At 66.5% G+C, this 17,053-nt stretch carries 14 protein-coding genes; 2 read left to right on the forward strand and 12 right to left on the reverse strand.

Going from position 1 to position 17,053, the window contains the following annotated elements; translation table 11 throughout:
* Positions 1-125: 125 nt before the first annotated feature.
* Together C793_RS0108620 and C793_RS0108625 are read left to right on the forward strand one after the other, a co-directional pair.
* Complete coding sequence (locus tag C793_RS0108620; protein ID WP_017430535.1) at positions 126-2,054, forward strand: DNA topoisomerase III; 1,929 nt, start codon at positions 126-128, stop codon at positions 2,052-2,054.
* Positions 2,051-2,977, forward strand: a complete 927-nt coding sequence (locus tag C793_RS0108625; protein ID WP_017430536.1) for a ketopantoate reductase family protein — start codon at positions 2,051-2,053, stop codon at positions 2,975-2,977. The genes C793_RS0108620 and C793_RS0108625 overlap by 4 nt, the downstream gene beginning before the upstream one ends.
* A gap of 80 nt (positions 2,978-3,057) precedes the next feature.
* Here C793_RS0108625 and C793_RS0108630 read toward each other — a convergent pair whose 3' ends face one another.
* The 12 genes from C793_RS0108630 to lepB form a co-directional block, all read right to left on the reverse strand.
* On the reverse strand, positions 3,058-4,191 hold the full coding sequence (locus C793_RS0108630; RefSeq protein ID WP_017430537.1) for an enoyl-CoA hydratase/isomerase family protein: 1,134 nt from the start codon (positions 4,189-4,191) through the stop codon (positions 3,058-3,060).
* Between the two features lie 129 nt (positions 4,192-4,320).
* Positions 4,321-6,969 (reverse strand): phosphoenolpyruvate carboxylase, encoded by a 2,649-nt coding sequence (gene ppc, locus C793_RS0108635; protein ID WP_017430538.1) that lies wholly within the window; start codon positions 6,967-6,969, stop codon positions 4,321-4,323.
* A 45-nt stretch (positions 6,970-7,014) separates the two neighbouring features.
* On the reverse strand, positions 7,015-7,842 hold the full coding sequence (gene mazG / locus C793_RS0108640; protein ID WP_017430539.1) for a nucleoside triphosphate pyrophosphohydrolase: 828 nt from the start codon (positions 7,840-7,842) through the stop codon (positions 7,015-7,017).
* Positions 7,842-10,139 (reverse strand): GTP diphosphokinase, encoded by a 2,298-nt coding sequence (gene relA / locus C793_RS0108645; protein WP_017430540.1) that lies wholly within the window; start codon positions 10,137-10,139, stop codon positions 7,842-7,844. The genes mazG and relA overlap by 1 nt, the downstream gene beginning before the upstream one ends.
* Positions 10,140-10,156: 17 nt before the next feature.
* Positions 10,157-11,596 carry a TRAM domain-containing protein gene (locus tag C793_RS0108650; RefSeq protein ID WP_017430541.1) on the reverse strand — a complete coding sequence of 480 codons (1,440 nt, stop codon included), beginning with the start codon at positions 11,594-11,596 and terminating at the stop codon, positions 10,157-10,159.
* 1 nt (position 11,597) lies between these two features.
* Complete coding sequence (gene cysM / locus C793_RS0108655; protein ID WP_017430542.1) at positions 11,598-12,494, reverse strand: cysteine synthase CysM; 897 nt, start codon at positions 12,492-12,494, stop codon at positions 11,598-11,600.
* Between the two features lie 32 nt (positions 12,495-12,526).
* Positions 12,527-12,934, reverse strand: a complete 408-nt coding sequence (acpS, locus tag C793_RS0108660) for a holo-ACP synthase (RefSeq protein ID WP_017430543.1) — start codon at positions 12,932-12,934, stop codon at positions 12,527-12,529.
* A 3-nt stretch (positions 12,935-12,937) separates the two neighbouring features.
* Positions 12,938-13,738 (reverse strand): pyridoxine 5'-phosphate synthase, encoded by an 801-nt coding sequence (gene pdxJ / locus C793_RS0108665; protein ID WP_017430544.1) that lies wholly within the window; start codon positions 13,736-13,738, stop codon positions 12,938-12,940.
* A gap of 55 nt (positions 13,739-13,793) precedes the next feature.
* Positions 13,794-14,492, reverse strand: a complete 699-nt coding sequence (gene recO / locus C793_RS0108670; protein WP_017430545.1) for a DNA repair protein RecO — start codon at positions 14,490-14,492, stop codon at positions 13,794-13,796.
* 17 nt (positions 14,493-14,509) lie between these two features.
* The gene (gene era, locus C793_RS0108675; RefSeq protein WP_017430546.1) at positions 14,510-15,409 is read right to left on the reverse strand and encodes a GTPase Era; all 900 of its coding nucleotides are present in this window, start codon (positions 15,407-15,409) and stop codon (positions 14,510-14,512) included.
* A complete protein-coding gene (gene rnc / locus C793_RS0108680; RefSeq protein ID WP_017430547.1) occupies positions 15,406-16,098 on the reverse strand; it encodes a ribonuclease III in 693 nt (230 codons plus the stop codon). The genes era and rnc overlap by 4 nt, the downstream gene beginning before the upstream one ends.
* 154 nt (positions 16,099-16,252) lie before the next feature.
* A complete protein-coding gene (gene lepB / locus C793_RS0108685; RefSeq protein ID WP_017430548.1) occupies positions 16,253-17,050 on the reverse strand; it encodes a signal peptidase I in 798 nt (265 codons plus the stop codon).
* Positions 17,051-17,053 lie beyond the last annotated feature (3 nt).

Consider the following 17,053-nt stretch of genomic DNA (forward strand, 5'->3'; position numbering starts at 1 on the left):
CAGGGCCACATTAGTGCCAAAACGACAAAAACCGGGAAGCGGTGCGTATCGCCTCGCGCGGGCGGTGCGCTTGGCGGTGTCGGCTCTGCTACCATGACGCTCTGGTTTTTATCCGAGTGCGCCCGATGCGTTTGATCATTGCCGAGAAGCCCAGCCTTGCCCGGGCCATTGCCGATGCGCTGCCCGGGCGTGCGCAGAAGCGCGACGGCGCGCTGTACGCCGACGATACCGTGGTGACCTGGTGTTTGGGCCATCTGCTGGAGCAGGCGCCGCCCGAGGCCTACGACGCCGCCGATAAACAGTGGCGGCTCGACCGCCTGCCGATTGTGCCCGCCGCGTTCAAGCACGTGCCAAGGCCGAAGGCACGCGGTCAGCTGGCGGTCATCCGCCGGCTGCTCAAGCAGGCCGGCACCGTGGTTCACGCCGGCGACCCCGACCGCGAAGGCCAGCTGCTGGTGCAGGAAGTGGTCGAGTATCTGGGCTATCGCGGGCCGGTCAAGCGCCTGCTGGTCAACGACCTGAACCGCCCGGCGGTGGCGCGGGCGCTCGGGCAGCTGGCCGATAACGCCGAGTTTGCTCCTCTGTACCGCGCCGCCCGGGCACGCTCCCGAGCGGACTGGCTGTACGGCATCAACCTGACCCGGGCGTGGACGCTGCTGGGGCGCCAGGCGGGCCACGACGGCGTGCTCTCCGTGGGCCGGGTGCAGACGCCGGTGCTGGGCCTGATTGTGCGCCGGGACACGGCCATCCGCGAGTTTGTGCCCTGGCCGTTTTATCCGCTGTGGGTCAACGTCCGCGTCGCCGGCGGTGAGTTTTGCGCCTGGTGGGTGCCCGGGCCGCCGCACCCGCTGGATGACCGGGGCCGGCTGCTCGACCGCACCCCGGCAGATGCGCTGGCCGAGGCGCTGCCCGGGCGTGAAGGCCGGGTGGCGCAGCTCCATCAGCGGCAGAAACGCCAGGCGCCGCCGCTGCCCTACTCGCTGTCTGCCCTGCAAGTGGACGCCGCTCGCCGCTACGGGCTCTCCGCCAGGGCGGTGCTGGATACCTGCCAGGCGCTGTACGAGCGCCACCGGCTGATTACCTACCCGCGCTCGGACTGCCGCTACCTGCCCAAAGCCCATCTCGCCGAGGCGCAGCGCACCCTGGCCGGTGCCTGCCGGTCGGATGCCACACTTCAGGGCTGGCTGGCAGGTGCCGACTTCAGCCTGCGCTCGAAAGCCTGGGATGACGGCAAAGTCGGCGCCCACCACGCCCTGGCGCCCAGCGGCAAAACGCCGGACCTGGATCGGCTGTCGGCGACCGAAGGCAAGGTATTCCGGCTGATCACGCGCAACCTGGTCGCGCAGTTCTATCCGCCGCTGCTGACCTTTGAAACCCGGACCGAGCTGGCCATTGACGGCGAAACCTTTCGCGCCGGCGGCCAGCAGGTGCTCGACCCGGGCTGGAAGCCGCTGTTCACCTCGCGCGAAGAGGCGCCGCCGCTACCGCCGATGACCCAGGGCGAAACCTGCCGGGTGCAGAATGCCGGCGTGGAAGCGCAGGAAACCCGCCCGCCCGAGCCGTTTACCGACGCCAGCCTGATCAAGGCGATGATGAACATCGGCCGCTACGTTGACGACCCCGAGGTCAAGCGCACGCTGCGCAATACCGACGGCCTGGGCACCGAGGCTACCCGAGCAGGCATTATCGAAACCCTGGTCGCCCGCGGCTATCTGGTGCGACAGCAAAAGGCCCTGCGCGCCACCCGGCTGGGCGCGGCGCTGATCGGCGCGCTGCCCGAAGCCGTGGCCACGCCGGAACGCACGGCTCTTTGGGAGCAACGCCTGGGCGCGATGGCGGACGGCCGCGACGACGACGCCGACTTTCAGCAGGCGCTGCTGACCGACCTGCGCGGGCTGCTGTCGCAAAGCGATGCCGGCCGGCTGCGCCACAGCCTGCAAACCGCCAGCGGCGAAGCGGCTCCCAAAGCTTCGGCGCAGCCAAAGCGCCCGCGCAACAAGGCCGGCGCCTCACGTCGCCGGCGTTCCTCGACCTCTCGACGGAGTCGCTCATGACACCACGCCATCTGGTGGTCGGCCCCGGCGCCCTGGGCCGCATGCTGGCCCATGCGCTGGCCGATCGCTACCCGGTCAAACTGGTGGCGCGCCGGGCGCTGCCCGAACGCCAGACGCTGACCACGCCCGAGGGCCGGACGTTGACGCGGCAGCTGCCGATTGTCCGACTGGAGCAGCTGACGCCCGCCCAGGCGCCCGCCTTTATTCATCTGACGACCAAGGCGTACGCCGCCGACGACGCCGCCGATGCGCTGGCCGAACGCCTTGGCCCGGGGATTCCCCTGGTGCTGTGGCAAAACGGCTTTGCCGTGCAGCCCCGCCTGAGCGAGCGCTGGCCGGGGCCGGTGCTCTGCGCCTCGACAACCGAGGGCGCGTACGCGCTGGACGATGCCAGCATGGTTCACGCGGGACGGGGAGAAAGCGCTGTGGGCGGCTTGGACGGCCGCCATGCCGAAACGGCCCAAATGCTGGTCGACGACCTGAACCGGGCAGGCATGACCGCCGACGCCGTCGACGATATCGACACCCGGCTCTGGCGAAAACTTGCGGTGAATGCGGCCATCAACCCCCTGGTGGCGCTGAACAACGTGCCCAACGGGGCGCTGGAAGACGCGCGCTTTCACCGCGAGCTGGACGCCGCCATCGCGGAAACGGCGGCGATTCTGGCTGCTCTGGGCGTCGCGCCCCCCGAGGGCGCCGGCGTGGATGGCTGGCACCGGCTGGTCAACCGGGTAATTCAAGCCACGGCCGGCAACCGGGCGTCGATGCTGCAGGATCTGGACGCCGGCCGCCCTACCGAACGCAACGCCATTCTCGGGCCGTTGATCGAACAGGCCCGGCAGCACCGACTGCCCTGCCCGCAGCTTGAGGCGCTGAACGCCCGGCTCGCCAGCTGGGAGGCCGCTCAGCGCCAGGAGCGCTGAGCGGCGGTTTCAAGGCAAGGCGTATGGTGTGAGTAAAGTGTGGGTGTAAGTGTAGGACTGAGCATTCGTCGGGCCAGCGTTTATTCGCCGAGGTCGGCCAGCGGATTTTTCGCCCAGGGCTCGGCGAGCATGCCTTCAATAAAGTGCGGGTCCACGTCGATCAGGCCCGAATAGCGAAAGCGCGGCGACTGGTCCTTCTCCACCAGCAGCGCGCGTACGCCTTCGGCGAGATCGCCCTGACGGCAGCAGCGCACCGACAGCGCCAGCTCGCTGCGAAACACCTCCGCCAGCGACATATAGCGCGTGCGAGTGAGCTGCTCGTCAATCAGCTTGATGGAAATCGCGCTGCCGTTGGCCAGTGTCTTGCGCGCCCGCGCCAGCCAGGGGTCGTCGTGTTCGCAGTCAAGAATCGCCGCGACCTGCTGCTCCACGGTGTCCTGGTCCATCAGCTCGCGCACCAGCCCGGCGTGTTCCACAACCGGCATCGGCAGCGCATCGAAGATCTCGGCCTCGGCGGCCTCGCGCTCGAGGTCGCGCAGCACGCGATTGACCGCGCCGTGGCGGGCGTGATGGCCTTCGGCCGAATGCCAGTCGACCTCGGTCAGCTGCTGGATCATGATGTCGCGGGCGTTGCTGTCGAGCATGCGATCGGCCAGCCCCAGCTGGCAGGCATCCCGGGCGTTGAGCTGGCTGCCGGTAAGCGCCAGAAAGCGCCCCATGTTGTCCGGCAGGCGGTTGAGAAACCAGCTGGCGCCGACGTCGGGGTACAGGCCAATGGTGACTTCGGGCATCGCCAGCTTTGACGTCTCGGTCACCACGCGATGGCTGCCGCCGTTAAGCAGCCCCATGCCGCCGCCCATGACAATGCCGCTGCCCCAGACCACCACGGGTTTGCTGTAGGTATGCAGGCGATAGTCCAGGCGGTACTCGCCGCCGAAATAGTATTCGTCGAGTTCCTCGGCATGGCTGTCCTGCCCGGTGATCGAGCGATACAGCGCCACGACGTCGCCGCCGGCACAAAAGGCTTTCTCGCCGGCGCCGCACAGCACAATGGCGACGACGCTGCTGTCGTCTTCCCAGGCTTCAAGGCGCGGCAGAATGGCCTCGATCATGTCGTAGGCCAGCGCGTTGAGCGAACGCTCGGCGTTCAGGCGAATCTCGCCGATGCTGTGGCCGTCCAGCGTGGGATGTTCAATAAACAATACGTTGCTCATGGTGTCAGCTAGCTCCCCGTCGTAGCGTCTGTCGTTGTGAACCCGTCTAAACGTCTGTTGTTGTGGACCTGTTGTCGCGTTGGTTGTTGTGAAATGGCGCCTGCCCATACCGGCGGGCGCCGTGCGGTATCAGCCGGTATTGCGCAGGCCGGCGGAAATCCCCGCCATGGTGACCATCAGCGCCCGGGACAGATCTGCGCTGATGGCGCCGTCCGCGTCGCGGTTGCGCTGCAACAGCTCGGCCTGGAGGCCGTGAAGCGGATCGATATAGGGGTTGCGCACTTCGATAGCCTGATGAATCAGCGGCGTGTTTTCCAGCAGGTCGTCGTGTTCGAGCAGCGTCAGCACGCTGCTTTCGAGCCGCTCAAAGCGTTCGCGGAGCTTTTTGCCCAGCGCCTTGAGCGCCGGCTCGTCCACCAGCCGGTGCTCGTAGTAGGCAGCGATGCCGATATCGGCCTTGGCCAGCAGCATTTCCAGCATATCCAGATAGGTGCCGAAAAACGGCCAGTGGTCGCGCATTTCCTTGAGCACTTCGGGCCCGCCGGGCTGCGCCAGGCGCCCGCTGAACGCCTGCTCGCTGCCCAGCCAGGCCGGCAGCATCAGCCGGGTCTGGGTCCAGGCAAAAATCCAGGGTATCGCCCGCAGGGTTTCCACGCCGCCGTCCTGGCGCCGCTTGGTGGGCCGAGAGCCCAGCGGCAGCCGGCCGAGTACGCTTTCCGGGGTGACCGCGCGGAAATACGGCACGAATTCCGGATCGTCGCGCACCACGTTGACGTACACCTCGTGGGAGGCCGACGCCAGCTGGTCCATCTCCTCGCGCCAGTGGGGTTCGGGCACCGGCGGCGGCATCAGGGTCGCTTCCAGCACCGCGCAGGTGTAAATCTCCATCGAGCGCAGGGCGATATCCGGCTGGCCGAACTTGAAGCGAATCATCTCGCCCTGTTCGGTCACCCGCAGGCTGCCGTTCACCGAGCCCGGCGGCTGGGACAGAATCGCCGCGTGGGCCGGCCCGCCGCCGCGGCCCACGGCCCCGCCGCGACCGTGGAACAGCGTGAGCTTGACGCCGTGGTCGCGGCAGACGTCGACCAGGGTTTCCTGAGCGCGGTACTGCGCCCAGGCGGCCGCCAGCTGGCCGGCGTCCTTGGCCGAATCCGAATAGCCGATCATGACTTCCTGGCGGCCGGGCATCAGCTCGCGGTACTCGGGTAACGACAGCAGCCGGTCGATGACTTCGCCGGCGCCGTCGAGATCGTTGAGGGTTTCAAACAGCGGCGCGATGGGCAGGGATACCCGGCCGCCGACCTCCTGCATCAGCAGCGCCACGGTGAGCACGTCCGACGGTTCGGCGGCCATGGAAATCACGTAGCTGCCCAGCGCCTCGGGGTGTTCCTCGGCGACTACCCGAAAGGTTTCCAGCACTTCCCGGGTTTCCGCCGAACACTGCCAGCGCAGCGGAATCAGCGGCCGGTTGGACTTGAGCTCGTCGAGCAGAAAAGTCTGGCGCTCGGCTTCGTTCCAGCGCTGGTAGTGGCCCAGCCCGAGCTCGCCGGTAATGTCTTCCATTACCTGCTCATGGCGGCCGGCTTCCTGGCGCAGGTCGAGCTTGGTCAGCGTCACGCCGAATACCGCGACCCGGCGCAGGGTGTCCAGCAGCGCACCGTTGGCAATGGCGTCCAGCCCCGAGTCGCACAGCGAGCGGTAGCAGGACAGCAGCGGCGCGTACAGCTGTTCGCGGGTTTCAATCACCGGGCCGCCGTCAAAGCTGCGGCCGTTCAGCCGCGCCTCGGCCCAGTCCCGGGTCGCCTGCATGCGGGTGACCAGGCGCCGCAGCAGCTCACGATAGGGCTCGGGCACGTCGCCCACTTCGGCCTTGAGCGCGCTGTTGGCCTGCCACATGGAGAGCTCGTTTTTCAGCTGCTCCAGGTCGCGCAGGTACAGGTCGGCGGCCATCCAGCGCCCCAGCAGCAGCACTTCCCGGGTGACGCTGGCCGTCACGTTGGGGTTGCCGTCGCGGTCGCCACCCATCCAGGAGGCGTAGCGAATGGGGGCGGCGTCCAGCGGCAAACGCTCGCCGGCGGTGTCGAGCAGCAGGTTGTCCAGGTCGCGGTGAAAATCGGGCACCGCCTGCCACAGGGAGTTCTCGATCACCGCAAAGCCCCACTTGGCTTCGTCCACCGGCGTCGGGCGCTCGTGACGAATTTCATCGGTGTGCCAGGCCTGGCTGATCAGCTCGGCCAGGCGTCCGCGGGCGCGTGCCGCGCGTTCGGGGGCGTCTTCGGCGCCTTCGATATCCGAGAGGCAGTCGTCGATGGCGTCGTACTTCTGGATCAGGGTACGACGAATGATTTCCGTGGGGTGCGCGGTCAGCACCAGCTCCACGCGCATGTCGGCGAGGGTCTGCACCAGCTCGCGCGGCGAGCTGCCCGACTGCCGGGCGCTTTCCAGCAACTTGCCCAGCGTGGGCTGGCTGCCCGGCTTGTAGTCTTCAACGTGGCGAAACCGGGCGCGGTAGTGCTGTTCGGCGATGTTGGCGAGGTTGAGAAACTGGTTGAACGCCCGGGTAACGGGCAGCAGGTCTTCATCGGGCAGGTTGCGCAGGTAGTCTATCAGCTCGCGCTGTTCCAGCGTGTCCTGGCGGCGCCCCTGCTTGGCGTAGGAACGGATGGTTTCAATCCTGTCGACAAACGCCTGGCCGAGGTCGTCGGCAATGGTGTGGCCAAGGCTGTCCCCCAGAATGCGTACGTTATCGCGCAGTGATTCGTGCAGGTCGTGACTCATGTCCTGGTCTCCTTGCAGGGAACGCGAACCGGTTCAGCCGGGCGGTCAAGTGGTGTCTTCCATCCCGGCAATGTGCCAATGATGTTGCAGCTCGTCCAGCGAGACCTGCGACGGCCTCAGGCCCTGCTCTGCCAGGGCGTGCTCGAGACGGCGAAACCGCGACTCAAAACGACCGCTGGCGCCGCGCAGGCACTGCTCGGGGTCGGCATTGAGCCGGCGCGCCAGGCCGGTCACGGCAAACAGCAGGTTGCCGACGCGCTGCTCGGTGCCGGGCTCGCTGCCCGCGTCCAGCGTCTGCTCCAGGTCGTCCAGCTCTCCGCGAATGCGCTCCAGCGCCGCGCGGGTATCGGGCGCGTCCAGGCCGGCACCGGCGGCGCGCTTGCCCAGCTTGGCCGCCCGGGATAACGCCGGCAGCGTGAGCGGTATATCGTCGAGCACCGAGGCCGAAGAGCGAGTGCGCTGATCGCGTTCGCGGGCCTTGAGCGACTCCCAGTTATGCTTGATGTGGCGCTGCTCCAGCGCGTCCGGGTCGACCCCCGGCGGGCGACGCGACGCCAGGGTGCCGTCGGGAAAGACGTGCGGATGACGCCGGAGCATCTTGGCGGTCAGCGTATGCACCACGTCGTTAAAGTCGAAGCGCCCTTCCTCCTCGCCGAAGCGGGCATAGTACACCACCTGGAACAGCAGGTCGCCGAGCTCGCCGGGCAGCTCGTCAAAGGCGCGGCGCTCGATGGCATCGGCAACCTCGTAGGTCTCCTCCAGGGTGTGCGGCACAATGCTGTCCCAGTCCTGGCGGATATCCCAGGGGCAGCCCTGGTCGGGGTCGCGGAGCACGGCCATCAGGGTCAGCAGGTCGTCCAGCGTATAGCGCATCAATTCCCTCCTTTGCGCCCGGCTCGGGTTGTCGAACGCTCGACGCCGGTGGGCGCGGCGTTGCGCAGCCGGCGCACTTCAATCACGTTGGGCTGCTGCTGAATACGCGAGAACAGACGGCCCAGAGTTTCCAGCCCGTCCACCTCCAGGGTAATACGCAGCCGGGCGGTGCCCGCATCGGCGTCGGTGTGGGTATTCACGGCCAGGACGTTGACCTTCTCGCGGCCCAGCAGACCGGTTACGTCTCCCAGCAGGCCGGAGCGGTCCCAGGCCTGTATTTCCACCGTTACCGGATAGCGGGTTTGCTCGCGCTCGCCCCACTCGGCCTCGATAATGCGTTGGGGCTCCTCGGCGCGTAGCTGCAGCAGGTTGGCGCAGTCCTGGCGGTGAATGGTGACCCCGCGCCCCTGGGTAATAAAGCCGGCGATGGGCTCGCCTGGCACCGGCCGGCAGCAGTTGGCCATCGCGGTTTTCAGGTTGCCCACCCCGAGCACGGTAATATCGCTTTTGGCGTGCTGGCTGGGTTGGCGCCGCGGCTTGGCCAGCAGGCGGTTGAGCTTTTCCTCGTCGTCATGCTCGCCGAACAGCTGCTGCGCCTGGTTGAGCACATGGCCAATACGCAGATCGCCGGCGCCCAGGGCGGCGTACATGTCGTCGGGGCTGATGTGGTTAACGGCTTTGGCCAGCCGGTCCAGATCCAGCCCGTCCACGGCCAGACGCTGCATTTCACGGTCGAACAGCGCGCGGCCGTCTTCGAGGTGGCGGTCCCGATCCTGATACTTGAACCAGGCCTGAATTTTGGCCCGCGCCCGGGAGGTACGCACATAGCCCAGGCCGGGGTTCAGCCAGTCACGGCTGGGACCGCCCTTGCTGGCGGTGAGGATTTCCACCTGCTGGCCGGTCTTGAGCGTATAGGTCAGCGGCACGATGCGCCCGTCGACCTTGGCGCCCCGGCAGCGGTGGCCAACTTCGGTGTGAACCCGGTAGGCAAAATCGATCGGCGTGGAGACGCCCGGCAGGTCGATGACATGGCCTTCGGGGGTGAAGACGTAAATGCGGTCCGTAGCGACGTCGCTTGCCAGCCCTTCGCGCAGGTCGCTGAACTCGCCGACTTCGTCCTGCCATTCGAGAACGTGGCGCAGCCAGGCAATCTTTTCTTCATAGCCACGGCTTTTATTGCCGGCATCGTGGCCCTTGTAACGCCAGTGGGCGCAGACGCCCAACTCGGCCTCGTCGTGCATGGCAAAGGTGCGAATCTGGATTTCCAGCACCTTGTTTTCCGGCCCCAGCACCGCGGTGTGCAGCGACTGATAGCCGTTTTTCTTGGGGTTGGCGATGTAGTCGTCAAACTCGTCGGGGACGTGATGCCAGCGCGAATGGACAATGCCCAGCACGGTGTAGCAGTCGGCCATATCGGGCACCAGAATGCGCACCGCGCGGATATCGTTGACCTGAGAGAAATCCACGCCCTTGCGCTTCATTTTGCGCCAGATGGAATAGATATGCTTGGCACGGCCGCTGACGTCGTGATCGTGAATGTGGCGCGCTTCCATCAGCCTCTTGAGGGTCTCGACCACGTCGTCGATATAGCGCGTGCGGTCCAGACGCTTTTCCGCCAGCTGCCGGGCAATGGCCTTGTAGTCCTCGGGGTGCTGATAGCGAAACGCCAGGTCTTCCAGCTCCCACTTGACGTGGCCGATGCCCAGCCGATGAGCCAGCGGGGCATAGATATCCGACACCTCCCGGGCGACCTCCTGGCATTTGTCCAACGGCGCGTAGCGCACCTGACGCAGAGCGCAGGTACGCTCGGCGATCTTGATCAGCGCCACGCGCACGTCGTCGACCATGTTGACCAGCATCTTGCGCAGGTTGTCCTGCTGGTTGTGCTGGGTCATGCCGTGATGCGGCGAGTGCGGATGGTTGATGGCCGCCATCTGCCGCACGCCGTCGATCAGCCCCGCCACTTCGGCGCCAAAGCGTTGGCTGACGGCGTCCGGCGTCAGCAGGTTTTCGCGCACGGCGCGGTACAGCACCGCCGCTTCGAGCGCCGGCTGATCGAGCTTGAGCTCGCCGAGAATATCGGCCATTTCCAGCCCCATGCGGAAGCTCGAAATCGGCGTCAGCCAGCCGCGATGGGCATACGGGGTTTCCATTTCCAGCTGTTGGGCCAGCCGGCAGGCCGCCAGCAGGCGCTCGGGGTCGGCCAGCTGAACGTCGTCCTGCAGGCGCGTCAGCCACCGGGGTATGTCGACCGTGCCGTCCGGCATCAGCGGCTGGTCGTCACGCACTTTGACCATGTCGTTTGTTCATCCCTTCAGCAGTCGCCGCCCGTCTTGCGGGTATCCTGCAACCCTATCAGGGTTTCCAGATGGGCAGTGTGCATAAACATGTCGGCAACGGCTACGTGCCTGATGCGGTAGCCGCCCTCTATCAGACGCGCCAGATCGCGCGCAAGGGTCGCCGGGTCGCAGGAGATAAAGGCCAACTGCGCGGGGCGCTCGGACGCCTGCGCCAGCGCCCGGCATACCGCGTCGGCGCCGGCGCGCGGCGGGTCCAGCACCAGCACGTCGGGGCTGGCGTCGGCGAGCAGGGCCTCCACGTCTTCCGCGGCGTCGAGGTCGGCCTGGCGAGCCGCTACGTCGAGATCGTTACGCCGGGCGTTGGCGGCCAGCCGTTCGACCATGGCCGGATGGCCCTCCGCCGCCATCACCCGGGCACCCGCTGCCGCCGCCGGCAGGCTGAAATTGCCGATGCCGGCGAACAGGTCCAGCAGCCGCTGGCCGGGCTCCGGCGCCAGCCAATCCATCACCCAGGCAACCATCTGCGCGTTGACCCCGGCGTGGGCCTGAAGAAAATCCCCCGGGGCAAATCCCAGCGTCAGCGGTGCCCTGCCCGGTAGCGTCAGGGTTTCGCGGAGGTCGGGCGCCAGCGTCAGCCATTGCCGCTGCGGCTCATGGCGACCCTGGAGCAGTCCCAGAGCCACCGGGTTTGCCTGGTCGGCCAGCTCGTCGGCGAACGCCAGCCAGCGCTGGGCATCCTCCGCGTGGGGTTTTAGCTGGCGCACGGTTATCGCGCAGGCATCGGGCGCGGCGACCAGTTCGACATGGCCGACCTGACGCGGCGCCTCCAGCGACTGGATAACCCGGCGCAGCGGTGCCAGCAGCGCCTGAAGCTCGGGCACCAGCACCTCGCAATGCTCAATATCAACAATCCGGTGGCTACCCGCCGCGCGAAAGCCCGTGAGCACTCGTCCCTGGCCGTCGACGTTGACGCTCAGCCGCGCTCGGCGACGATACGTCGAGACGTCGCTGTAAAGCAGGGTCATGGCCTCCGGGAGCTCGACCCCTTGCCGCGCGAACAGCTCGCGCACCACGCTGCATTTGTGTTCGCGCTGGGCGGCGAGACTCATGTGCTGCAAATCGCAGCCGCCGCAGCGGCCGAAATACGCGCAGGGCGGGTCGGTGCGCTCGGGGGCAGCATTCAGGCGCCGGCGAACATGCGCCTCGTCGAAACGCTGGCGGGTGCGGTGAATGGCCGGCTCGACGCGCTCGCCCGGCAGCGCCAGGTCGACAAACAGCGTCTTGCCCGACGGCAGGTGCCCTACCCCGCGGCCGTCATGCGCCAGCCGCTCGATCAGCACGCTATTGTCGTCGGCGGTCTTGTCGTTGGCCGGTGGAGTCTCCGCCGCCTGGCGCGACAGACCCGAGACGCCCGATGCCCGGCGCGGCGGGCGTTTCCTGCCCAGCATGGCCATCCTAGACCTCCGGAGCGTAAAGGCCGGTGGACAGGTAGCGGTCACCGCGGTCGCAAACAATGAAGACAATCACGGCGTTTTCGACCTGCTCGGCGATGCGCAGCGCACCCGCCAGGCTGCCGCCCGACGAGACGCCGGCGAGAATACCCTCCTCCCGGGCCAGCCGGCGCATGTTGTCTTCGGCCTCGGCCTGGCCGATATCCAGCAGGGTGTCGACCCGCGAGGCATCAAAAATCCCGGGCAGATAGGCCTCGGGCCAGCGGCGGATGCCGGCGATGCTGGCGCCATCCTCGGGCTGCAGGCCCACGATCTCGACCTCGGCGCGATGCTCCTTGAGATAGCGCGATACCCCCATGATGGTGCCGGTGGTGCCCATGGAGCTGACAAAATGCGTGATGTTGCCGCCGGTCTGCTGCCAGATTTCCGCGCCGGTGGTGCGGTAGTGCGCCAGGGGGTTATCAGGGTTGGCGAACTGATCCAGCGGCTTGCCTTCGCCCCGGGCGATCATGGCGTCGGCCATGTCGCGGGCTTCTTCCATGCCGCCCTCGCGGCTCGCCGATACCAGGGTCGCGCCGTAGGCGGCCATGGCCTGCTTGCGCTCCCGGGAAGCGCTTTCGGGCATGACCAGCACCATGCGGTAGCCCTTGGTTGCGGCGGCCATGGCCAGGGCAATGCCGGTATTCCCCGAAGTGGCTTCAATCAGCGTATCGCCGGGGGTGATATCGCCGCGCGCCTGTGCCTCGGCGAGCATGGTCATGGCCGGGCGGTCCTTGACCGAGCCGGCGGGGTTGTTGCCTTCCAGTTTGGCCAGCAGGGTGTTGTTGCGTCCGGCGCTGATGCGCTGCAAGCGCACCAGCGGGGTGTGGCCAACGATGTCTTCCAAAGTCGGATATTCCATGAGGGCTTCCTTCTTGCCGCGATAACGGGCAGTTACAGGGTCGGGGCCGAGCGTTCAGCGGCCTGACGTTCCAGGATGACAAAGGCCAGCGCATAGTCGGCTTCATCGCTCAGGCTGACATGAGCGTGGGCCACGCCCAGGGCGCGCGCGCGCGCATCGGCCTGGCCGCCCAGGCGCAGCGCGGGCTTGCCCAGAGCATCGTTCAGCACCTGGACATCGCGCCATTCTATCCCCTCGCGGAAGCCGGTGCCCAGCGCCTTGACGAAGGCCTCCTTGCCGGCGAAGCGCTTGGCGATAAACGCCGCCGGGTGGGCGTGGCGCTGCAGCAGGGCCTGCTCGTCGGCGCCCAGCAGACGGCGGGCAAACCGCTCACCGTGGCGCTGGATCGCGGCGTCAAAGCGGGCGATACGGGCAATGTCCGAACCGATACCGACAATCACCGGTCAGTGCTCATGGTGGCTATGGTCATCGTGGTCGTGCTCGTCGAGCGCGGCCATCAGGCCGGCTTCCTGACCGGCGATAATCAGCCGCTTCATGTCGCTGACGGCGTCTTTCAGCCCCGTAAACAGCGCCCGGGCGATGATGGCGTGGCCGATATTGAGTTCGTGAAGGCCGGGCAGCGCGGCAATCGCTTCGGCGTTGTGGTAGTGCAGCCCGTGGCCGGCATTGACGGTCAGCCCAAGGTCGGCGGCGTTCTGCGCGGCGCGCGTCAGCCGGCGATACTCATCATTGGCCGCTTCACTGCCCGCGGCGGCATTGGCAAAGGCGCCGGTATGCAGCTCCACGGTGGGCGCGCCGGCGCGCGCGGCGGCGGCGATCTGCGCCGGCTCGGGATCGATGAACAGCGACACCTCGCAGCCGGCCTGCGCCAGCCGCGCGCACGCCGCCCGGCAGGCATCGAAGCCGCCGGCGACGTCCAGCCCGCCTTCGGTTGTCAGCTCATCGCGCTTTTCCGGCACCAGGCAGACGTTAGCGGGCTGAACCTCTTCGGCCAGCGCGAGCATCTCCGCGGTCGTGGCCATTTCCAGGTTCATGCGCGTGTTGAGCACTGCCGCCAGCAGGTGGATATCCCGGGGCTGAATATGCCGGCGATCTTCGCGCAGGTGGACCGTAATGCCGTCGGCGCCTGCCTCTTCGGCGATCAGCGCGGCCTGAACGGGATCGGGATAGCGCGTGCCCCGCGCCTGGCGCAGGGTGGCAACGTGGTCGATATTGACGCCTAACAGAATACGCGGGGGGTGCATGGGGCCTCCGGAACGTGACAAAAAACCTGGCCGGCCGCCGCCGGGCAGGATGACATCAGGATGAAGGGCGACGTCGCCGGACCAGGTCTTCCATCAGGCGGCGCGAACGCAGCTCCGCGTGCCCCAGCAGGGGGGCCAGCGCCTGACGCATGGTCGCCTTCAGGGCCCCGGCCAGCCCCGGGCGATGCCAGGCGCCCTGCGCCACCTGACGCAGCGTGCGCCCTTCAATGCCGTTGTCGGCGGGGGCAAAGGCGCCGCTGGCAACGTCGAAACGGTAGCGCGTCTGGCTGTCCAGCGCCTCGCCGACCGGGGTGGCAAAACGCGGCGTGGCGCCCCGGGCTTCCAGCAGCGACCACTCAAAACGCCGCAGTGCCAGCGCCCGTTCGGCCGGCAGTGTCAGAGCATCCAGCAGCGCCGTATAGAAGGCAAAAACATCGGTTGCCGGCATTTCCACCGGCAACAGGCGGGTGGCGATCTCGTTGGCATAGAGCCCGCAAAGTAGCCCCTCGCCGGCGAGCAGCGCCACATAGCCGCGGGTTTCCATCAGCATCAGCCGCTTGAGCTCGCGCTCGCCCTGCCAGGTGACAAACAGCGGCGCAAACGGCTGCAGGCGCTGACGGGATTTGGCCCCGGGGCGCTGCACGCCGCGGGCCACGGCGCGTATACGGCCGTGATTCAGTGTCAACAGATCCACCAGCGCGCTGGTTTCCCGGTAGGGCCGGCGGTGGAGCAGAAACGCCGGTTCGGGCGACATGCGCTCAGCCACCGGGGTTATTCGAGGTTATAGCCAAGGCTCTTGAGCGCCCGGCTGTCGTCGGACCAGCCGCGTTTGACCTTGACCCAGAGGTTGAGCATCACCTTGCCGTCGAGCACACGCTCCATGTCCAGGCGCGCCTCGCGGCCGATGCTCTTGATGCGCTCGCCGCGATCGCCGATCAGAATGACCTTCTGCCCCTGGCGCTCCACCAGAATCAGCGCGCTGATGTGCGTGACCCGGTCGGTTTCGTGAAACTCCTCGATCTCCACGGTCATCTGGTACGGCAGCTCATCGCCCAGCTGGCGCATGATCTTCTCGCGCACCAGCTCCGCGGCCATGAAGCGCAGGCTTTTATCGGTGATCTGATCATCGGGGAAATAATGCACGCTCTCGGGCAGATGGCCGGCCACTTCGTTTTCCAGCGCGTCCACCTGGGTGCCGTGCTTCGCCGAGATCGGCACAACGGCAGCAAAGTCGCGCCGCGCGCCCACGGATTCCAGCCAGGGCAGCAGCTCGCTCTTGTCCTTGAGGCGGTCGACCTTGTTGACCGCCAGCACCACCGGCGCGGTGACGTGCTCCAGACGCTTGAGCACCGCCTGGTCTTCCTCGCTCCAGCGGGTGCGATCGATGATGAACACCACGCAGTCCACGTCGCGCAGCGCCTGGCCGGCGGCCTGGTTCATGAAGCGGTTGATGGCCTTGTTGCGATCCTTCGACATGATGTGCATGCCGGGGGTATCCACGTAGACAAACTGCGCATCGCCGAGGGTCTTGATGCCCATGACCTGGTGGCGCGTTGTCTGTGGGCGACGCGAGGTAATCGAGACCTTCTGCCCCAGGATACGGTTCATCAGCGTTGACTTGCCGACGTTGGGGCGCCCGACAATGGCGACAAATCCACAGGTCCGGGTCATGCGTTATCTCCACGGCTTTTTTCCAGGTAGCTCAGGGCTTTTTCCGCGGCTTCCTGCTCGGCATAGCGGCGGCTTGAGCCCTTGCCGGTGGTGTGTTTTTCCAGCAGCTCGATGTGGCAGTCCACGGTAAACGTCTGGGCGTGAGCTTCCCCTCTGACCTGCACCACTTCGTACTGCGGCAGCGCCGACTGGCGCGATTGCAGGAACTCCTGCAGGCGGGTCTTGGGGTCTTTCTGGGTATCCTGCAGCGAAATACGCCCCAGCCGCTCGCTGAACCAGGCGATAATACGCTCGCTGACCGCGGGCATGCCGGCATCCAGATAGATCGCGCCGATCACCGCTTCAACGGCGTCGGCGAGGATCGAATCGCGCCGGTGGCCGCCGCTTTTCATCTCGCCGGACCCCAGCTGCAGGCATTCGCCAAAGCGCATCTCCCGAGCCAGCTCGGCCAGCGTCTGGCCCTTGACCAGCCGCGCCCGTAGCCGTGAAAGCTGGCCTTCCCGCGCCTGGGGAAATTGCTCGAACAGCGCCTGGGCAATCACGAAGTTGACAATCGAGTCGCCCAGAAACTCCAGACGCTCGTTGTTGCGGCCGCCATAGCTGCGGTGCGTCATGGCGAGCTCCAGCAGCGACGGATCGTTGAAGTCGTAGCCGATGCGTTGGCTAAACGTCTTGAGCGAATGACTCACGAGGCTCCCATGTCACGGACGGTGATGCGTGAAGGTAAATAACAGGGTAAAACAGCCGGCTCCGGGCCACTATTAACCATTGACCACTATGGACCATTGACCACTATTGACCATTGACCACTACTGACTATTGACCACTACTGACTACTGGCCACTACTGAATATGCCGGATGCTGGTAAAGCTCGGCAAGCCGCCGTCCCAGTGCATCCACACGGCGAAAGCGCGACCGACGATGTTCTCTTCCGGCACAAAGCCCCAGTAGCGGCTGTCGTTGGAGTGATCGCGGTTGTCGCCCATCATGAAATACTTGCCGTCGGGGACTTCGATTTCACGCATCTGCGGGCCGGGGTCCAGCGGATTGTTGTACAGCGCATGGTGGGTGTCGCCCAGGGTTTCATCGAGCAGCAGCTGGCGCGGCGAGGCGTCGGGGCCCTTTTCTTCCAGCGACTTGGTCACTTCCTCGCCGTTGATATACAGCTGCTTGCCTTCGTAGCGAATATGGTCGCCGGGCAGCCCTACCACGCGCTTGATGAAGTTGACCGACGGCTCTTCGGGGTAGCGAAACACCATGACATCGCCACGCTCGGGCTCGCCCACGTCCAGCACCTCGGTATTGAGCACCGGCAGCCGCAGGCCGTAGGCGTACTTGTTGACCAGGATAAAATCGCCGACCTTGAGCGTCGGGCGCATGGACCCCGAGGGAATCTGGAACGGCTCGACGATAAAGCTGCGCACGATCAGCACGACCAGCAGCACGGGAAAAAACGAACGTGCATAGTCGACCGGCCAGGGCTCCTTGTAGAGCTTTTCGCGCTCGTCCGCCGAGAGGTCGCCCTCGCTTTCCGCTTCGGCGGCGCGAGCCCGGCGCCCGGGCCGCCAGATCACCGCATCCAGCAGGTAAATCAGCCCGGAAAGCGCTACGGCAAGCACCAGAAGTAATGAGAAGTTCATGGG

It is taken from the genome of Vreelandella jeotgali Hwa (assembly GCF_000334215.1).
Classification (GTDB): Bacteria; Pseudomonadota; Gammaproteobacteria; order Pseudomonadales; family Halomonadaceae; genus Vreelandella; species Vreelandella jeotgali.

Excerpts from the sequence above, each read along its gene's own strand:
- C793_RS0108620 (WP_017430535.1), top strand. The coding sequence starts at position 126 with ATGCGTTTGATCATTGCCGAGAAGCCCAGCCTTGCCCGGGCCATTGCC.
- C793_RS0108625 (WP_017430536.1), top strand. The coding sequence starts at position 2,051 with ATGACACCACGCCATCTGGTGGTCGGCCCCGGCGCCCTGGGCCGCATG.
- C793_RS0108630 (WP_017430537.1), bottom strand. The coding sequence starts at position 4,191 with ATGAGCAACGTATTGTTTATTGAACATCCCACGCTGGACGGCCACAGC.
- ppc (WP_017430538.1), bottom strand. The coding sequence starts at position 6,969 with ATGAGTCACGACCTGCACGAATCACTGCGCGATAACGTACGCATTCTG.
- mazG (WP_017430539.1), bottom strand. The coding sequence starts at position 7,842 with ATGCGCTATACGCTGGACGACCTGCTGACCCTGATGGCCGTGCTCCGC.
- relA (WP_017430540.1), bottom strand. The coding sequence starts at position 10,139 with ATGGTCAAAGTGCGTGACGACCAGCCGCTGATGCCGGACGGCACGGTC.
- C793_RS0108650 (WP_017430541.1), bottom strand. The coding sequence starts at position 11,596 with ATGGCCATGCTGGGCAGGAAACGCCCGCCGCGCCGGGCATCGGGCGTC.
- cysM (WP_017430542.1), bottom strand. The coding sequence starts at position 12,494 with ATGGAATATCCGACTTTGGAAGACATCGTTGGCCACACCCCGCTGGTG.
- pdxJ (WP_017430544.1), bottom strand. The coding sequence starts at position 13,738 with ATGCACCCCCCGCGTATTCTGTTAGGCGTCAATATCGACCACGTTGCC.
- recO (WP_017430545.1), bottom strand. The coding sequence starts at position 14,492 with ATGTCGCCCGAACCGGCGTTTCTGCTCCACCGCCGGCCCTACCGGGAA.
- era (WP_017430546.1), bottom strand. The coding sequence starts at position 15,409 with ATGACCCGGACCTGTGGATTTGTCGCCATTGTCGGGCGCCCCAACGTC.
- lepB (WP_017430548.1), bottom strand. The coding sequence starts at position 17,050 with ATGAACTTCTCATTACTTCTGGTGCTTGCCGTAGCGCTTTCCGGGCTG.